A 5,190-nucleotide genomic window follows, 5' to 3' on the forward strand; every position below is an offset into this window, starting at 1 on the left:
GCCCTGCTCGCCCTGGCCGCGACATCCGCGCCGGCCCAGGTCCTGATCGGCCAGACCGCGGGCATGACCGGCTCGGTGGCCGCCAGCGTGAACGAAACCATCGGCGGCGCCCAGCTGTTGATCGACGCCGCGAACGCCCAGGGCGGCGTGCACGGCGAGAAGATCGAGGTGCTGCGCATGGACGACGGCTTCGACGTCAAGCGCGCCGCCGAGAACGCCCGCGTGCTGCTCGAGGAGAAGAAGGTGGTGGCGCTCTTCATGAGCCGCGGAACGCCGCATTCGCAGGCCATCATCCCGTGGCTCGACAAGCACGACGTGGCGCTGATCGGCCCTTCGACCGGCGCCATGGTGCTGCACAGGCCGGTGCAGAAGCGCGTGTTCAACGTGCGCGCCACTTACCAGCGCGAAGCCGAGAAGGCGATCCAGCACCTGCTCACCACCGGCATCGCGCGCATCGCCGTGGTGCATGTGACCGATTCCTTCGGGCAGGACGCGCTCGAGGGCGCCATGACCGGCTTCTCCAAGGCGCAGGCCAAGCCCGTCGTGACCGTGCCGGCCGACCGCGAGAAGCCCGACTACAAGGCCATCGTGCCGGCCATCCGGGACGCCAATGCGCAGGCGGTGCTGTGGATCGGCTCGGGCGTTGCCGTGGTCGAGGGCATCAAGGCGCTGCGCGCCTCCGGCTCGGCCGCGCAGGTGGTCACCCTGTCGAACAACGCCTCGTCGGGCTTCATCAAGCAGCTGGGCGATGCGAGCAGGGGCGTGATCGTGACCCAGGTGTTCCCGAACGAGCGCTCCATCAGCTACCCCATGGTCAAGGAAGCGCTGGCGCTGGCGCGCGCCAAGGGCCAGGCCGAGCTGTCGCCGGCCGCGCTCGAGGGCTTTGCCTCGGCCAAGGTGCTGCTCGAGGCGCTGCGCCGCGCCGGCCCCAAGCCGACGCGGGCCAAGGTGCTGGCGGCGCTCGAGAGCCTGCGCGGCTACGACCTCGGCGGGCTCGAGATCAGCTACTCGCCGCAGGACCATTCGGGCATCGACTTCGCCGATCTCGCGATCATCAGCGACAGCCGCTTCAAGCGCTGAGCGCGGCGCCGGCGGCGGCGCGAGGGCACTGTCAACTATGGTTTGACAGGGTTTCCACGAGCGAGTGATTGTCACTTGCGGCAACACATTACACATCTTCTGACAGAAGCATCCGCTTCGCCCAAAGGCTGTTCGATGATGAAGATGTTGTCCACGTCCCGCGCTGCTGCGCTGCTCTTCGCCCTGTCCGCGCTCGGCGCGTCGGCGCAGATCGTGATCGGCCAGTCGGCCGACCTGTCGGGCCCGGTGGCCGCCAGCGTGAAGGAAACCATCATGGGCTCGCAGCTGGTCATCGACCAGGTCAACGCCCAGGGCGGGATCAACGGCGAGCAGGTGGAGGTGATCCGGCTCGACGACGGCCTGGACGCGAAGCGCTCGCTGGAGAACACGCGCATCCTGATCGAGGACAAGAAGGTGCTGGCGCTGCTGCTCAACCGCGGCACGCCCAACACCCTGGCCGTGATCCCGCTGCTCGACAAGTACGGCGTGGCGCTGGTGGGCCCTTCCACCGGCGCGATGGCGCTGCACAAGCCGCTGCAGAAGAACATCTTCAACGTGCGCTCGACCTACCAGCGCGAGGCTGAAAAAGCGGTGCAGCACCTGCACACCACGGGCATCCAGCGCATTGCCGTGGTGCAGGCCGACGACTCCTTCGGCAAGGACGCGATGGAAGGCGCGAGCAAGGGCTTCGAGAAGGCCGGGCTCGCACCGGCGGTGCTGGCGCTGGCCGACCGCAGCAAGCCCGACTATTCGGCGATCGTGCCGCAACTGGTCAAGGCCAATGCGCAGGCGGTGCTGTGGATCGGCTCGGGCACCGCGGTGACCGAAGGCGTGAAGGCGCTGCGGGCCGCGGGTTCGGCGGCGCAGATCATCACGCTGTCGAACAATGCGGCCTCGGGCTTCATCAAGGAGCTGGGCTCGGCCAGCGCGGGCGTGATCGTCACGCAGGTGCTGCCCTACGAGCGCTCGTTCGGCCATCCGCTGATCAAGGAGGCGATGGCGCTCGCCAAGGCCAAGGGGCAGACCGAGCTGTCGCCCGCGCTGCTCGAAGGCTTCGTCGCCACCAAGGTGATGGTGGAGGCGCTGCGCCGCACGGGGCCCAAGCCCACGCGCGCCCGGCTGATTGCCACGCTCAACAGCTTCCAGTACGACCTGGGCGGCAACATCGACGTGAGCTATTCGCCGACGGACCACACGGGCATCGACTACGTCGACCTGTCGATCATCAGCGAAGGCCGCTTCAAGCGCTGATCGCCGCCGCGCGGCGGCTTGCCTACTTGGGTGCGGCGGCGGGCGCGGGCTCGTGCTGCGCCGCGTCCCCGCCATGCTTCTCGCCCGACATGTCGATCTTGTCGCCGGCTTTCGAGATCACGTACAGGGCAATGGCGGCAAAGACGACGAAGCCGACAACGAGTTTCCACATGGGTTCTGTCTCCTGGGGATGGAATGCGGGGGTTCAAGAAAAAGGCCTCATGCCGACGGCATGAAGCCCCTTTGTTGAACGGAGGGCCGGCTCCCGCCGCCCTCCTGCACTGCCGAACGTGCGTCAGTCGTTCGCGTAGATGTCGACGTTCTTGGTTTCGCGGATGAACAGCGTGCCCACCACCAGCGTGACGCCCGCGATGATGATCGGATACCACAGGCCGTTGTACATGTTGCCGGTCGAGGCCACGATGGCGAAGGCGGTGGTCGGCAGCAGGCCGCCGAACCAGCCGTTGCCGATGTGGTAGGGCAGGCTCATCGAGGTGTAGCGGATGCGGGTGGGGAACAGTTCCACCAGCATGGCGGCGATCGGGCCGTAGACCATGGTCACCAGCAGCACCAGCCAGAACAGCAGCGCGACCGTCAGCGGCTTGTTGATCTTGGCGGGGTCGGCCTTGGCCGGGTAGCCCGCGACCTTCAGGTCTTCGGCCACGCCCTTCTTGAAGGCGGCGATTTCCTTGGCGGAGGTCTCGTCGAACTTGAGGTTCACGACGTTGCCCACGGGCGCCTCGACCGACTTGTCGCCGATCTTCACGACCGCCTTCGAACCCGGCGCGCCGGCCACGTTCTCATAGCTCACCGAGTTCTGCACGAGGTAGCGCTTGGCGATGTCGCAGGAGCTCCTGAAGTCGATCTCGCGCGCCACCGGGTTGCCCTGGAACGAGCAGGTGGCGGGGTCGGCCGTGACGGTGACGCCGGCGGTGGCCTGCGCCTTGGCGAGGTCGGGGTTGGCGGCCTCGGTCAGCATCTTGAAGACCGGGAAGTAGGTGACCACGGCCAGCAGGCAGCCGGCCATGATGATCGGCTTGCGGCCGATCTTGTCCGACAGCGTGCCGAACACCACGAAGAACGGCGTGCCGATCAAAAGCGCGGCCGCGATCATCAGGTTGGCCGTGGTCGCGTCGACCTTGAGCTGCGCCGTCAGGAAGAAGAGCGCGTAGAACTGGCCCGAATACCAGACCACCGCCTGGCCCGCCGTGAGGCCGACCAGCGCCAGGATCACGATCTTGAGGTTCTTCCACTGGCCGAAGGACTCGGACAGCGGCGCCTTCGAGGTCTTGCCCTCGGCCTTCAYCTTCTGGAAGGCGGGCGATTCGCTCAGCGACAGGCGGATCCACACCGAGACGCCCAGCAGCAGGATCGACACCAGGAACGGAATGCGCCAGCCCCAGTCGTTGAACACCGCTTCGCCCAGCCATTCGCGCACGCCCAGGATCACCAGCAGGCTCAGGAACAGCCCGAGCGTGGCGGTGGTCTGGATCCACGAGGTGTAGGCACCGCGCTTGCCGTGCGGCGAATGCTCGGCCACATAGGTGGCGGCACCGCCGTACTCGCCGCCGAGCGCGAGGCCCTGCAGCATGCGCAGCGCGATCAGGATCACCGGCGCCGCGACGCCGATGGTCGCGTAGCTGGGCAACAGGCCGACGATGAAGGTCGACAGGCCCATGATCAGGATCGTGACCAGGAAGGTGTACTTGCGCCCGATCATGTCGCCGAGCCGGCCGAACACGATGGCGCCGAACGGCCGCACCAGGAAGCCCGCGGCAAACGCCAGCAGCGCGAAGATGAAGGCCGCGCCGGCATCCAGGCCGCTGAAGAACTGCTTCGCGATGATCGCGGCCAGCGAGCCGTAAAGGTAGAAGTCGTACCACTCGAACACCGTGCCAAGGGAGGAAGCGAAGATGACCTTCTTTTCCTCCGCGGACATGGGCCGGGGGGCCGGATGCGGCATCCCCCTCGAATCCAGTGTTGCTGCCATTTGCGTCGTCTCCTGTGTATGCGTTCGATCGGCCCCGGCATTCGGGACCGTGAAGCATTCTTGGAGGCGCGACTGACCCGAGCCTTTCGCGAAACTGAATCGGCGCTTACGGATTAAGGTGAAACCCGCGGGGTCCGTTTCAGCTTGTAAGAAATCGGCCTTCTGCTCAGCTTTTGCTGCTTCGCAGCAAGGACGGTCGCTGGTCGGCCGCGGCCCATTGCGGGCCGTCGAACCATGCGTCGCCGGCGAGGTAGGCGCGCAGCATCGCGAGGCCGTCGAAGCCCCAGAACAGGCGGCCGTCGACCCTGCAGGTCGGCGTGCCGAACACGCCCAGCTGCAGCGCTTCGTCGGTGTTGCGCTTGAGCAGCGCCTTGTTCTCGTCGCCGTTCATGTCGCGCTTCGGTGCCAGCTGCGCCGCCAGCGCAGCCAGGCGCGCGGCATCGCCGGCTTCCTCGCCGCCGCGCCATACGTTGCGCAGGATGGTCTCGGCCACCAGGCGGCTGATGCTGCCGTCGTCCGAGGTCGACAGCGCGAGCCGCAGGTGCGGCAGCGGGTTGTAGGGGTGCGAGGCCGGCATCTCGATCTGGATGCCGTTCGCATGGCCGAGCCAGAGCACATGGCGGTAGGTCCAGCTGCGCTTGGCCGGAATCTCGGCCGGGCCGAGCTGGCCGTGGTGCTTGAGGATGGCGCCGAGCAGCACCGGCTTGTAGGCCACGCTGCAGCTCAGGCCCTCGAGCGCCTGGGGCAGGTGCTCGAACGCAAGGTGCGCGTAGGGCGAGATGAAGTCGAGATAGAAGTCGATGTGCTTCATGCGTGCTTGTCTCCTGGGGGTTCCGGAATGCGCCAGAGGCCGGCCCGCGCCCGCAGCT

Annotated in this window: 5 protein-coding genes; 2 read left to right on the plus strand and 3 right to left on the minus strand. The window is 67.1% G+C overall.

All coding sequences use genetic code 11. From position 1 onward, the window contains the following. Positions 1-1,080: ABC transporter substrate-binding protein (locus tag AC1DOC_RS18325; RefSeq protein WP_478130220.1), on the plus strand; the 1,080-nt coding region annotated here is incomplete at its 5' end. Between the two features lie 135 nt (positions 1,081-1,215). After that, the gene (locus tag AC1DOC_RS18330) at positions 1,216-2,331 is read left to right on the plus strand and encodes an ABC transporter substrate-binding protein (RefSeq protein WP_015867465.1); all 1,116 of its coding nucleotides are present in this window, start codon (positions 1,216-1,218) and stop codon (positions 2,329-2,331) included. A gap of 22 nt (positions 2,332-2,353) precedes the next feature. On the opposite strand, the gene AC1DOC_RS18335 is transcribed toward AC1DOC_RS18330, so the two are convergent. The 3 genes from AC1DOC_RS18335 to AC1DOC_RS18345 all read right to left on the minus strand — a co-directional run bounded on the left by AC1DOC_RS18335 (position 2,354) and on the right by AC1DOC_RS18345 (position 5,132). Then, the gene (locus tag AC1DOC_RS18335) at positions 2,354-2,503 is read right to left on the minus strand and encodes a hypothetical protein (RefSeq protein WP_015867466.1); all 150 of its coding nucleotides are present in this window, start codon (positions 2,501-2,503) and stop codon (positions 2,354-2,356) included. A 123-nt stretch (positions 2,504-2,626) separates the two neighbouring features. Beyond that, positions 2,627-4,321 (minus strand): MFS transporter, encoded by a 1,695-nt coding sequence (locus tag AC1DOC_RS18340; protein ID WP_478130221.1) that lies wholly within the window; start codon positions 4,319-4,321, stop codon positions 2,627-2,629. Positions 4,322-4,487: 166 nt separating this feature from the next. Then, positions 4,488-5,132 (minus strand): 2-hydroxychromene-2-carboxylate isomerase, encoded by a 645-nt coding sequence (locus AC1DOC_RS18345; RefSeq protein WP_018906169.1) that lies wholly within the window; start codon positions 5,130-5,132, stop codon positions 4,488-4,490. Positions 5,133-5,190: the final 58 nt, after the last annotated feature.

Source organism: Variovorax sp. 01T439_2, from assembly GCF_056398445.1.

Bases quoted from the DNA above. Each gene is read 5' to 3' on its own strand.
- AC1DOC_RS18330 (WP_015867465.1), top strand. From the start codon at position 1,216: ATGATGAAGATGTTGTCCACGTCCCGCGCTGCTGCGCTGCTCTTCGCC.
- AC1DOC_RS18335 (WP_015867466.1), bottom strand. From the start codon at position 2,503: ATGTGGAAACTCGTTGTCGGCTTCGTCGTCTTTGCCGCCATTGCCCTG.
- AC1DOC_RS18345 (WP_018906169.1), bottom strand. From the start codon at position 5,132: ATGAAGCACATCGACTTCTATCTCGACTTCATCTCGCCCTACGCGCAC.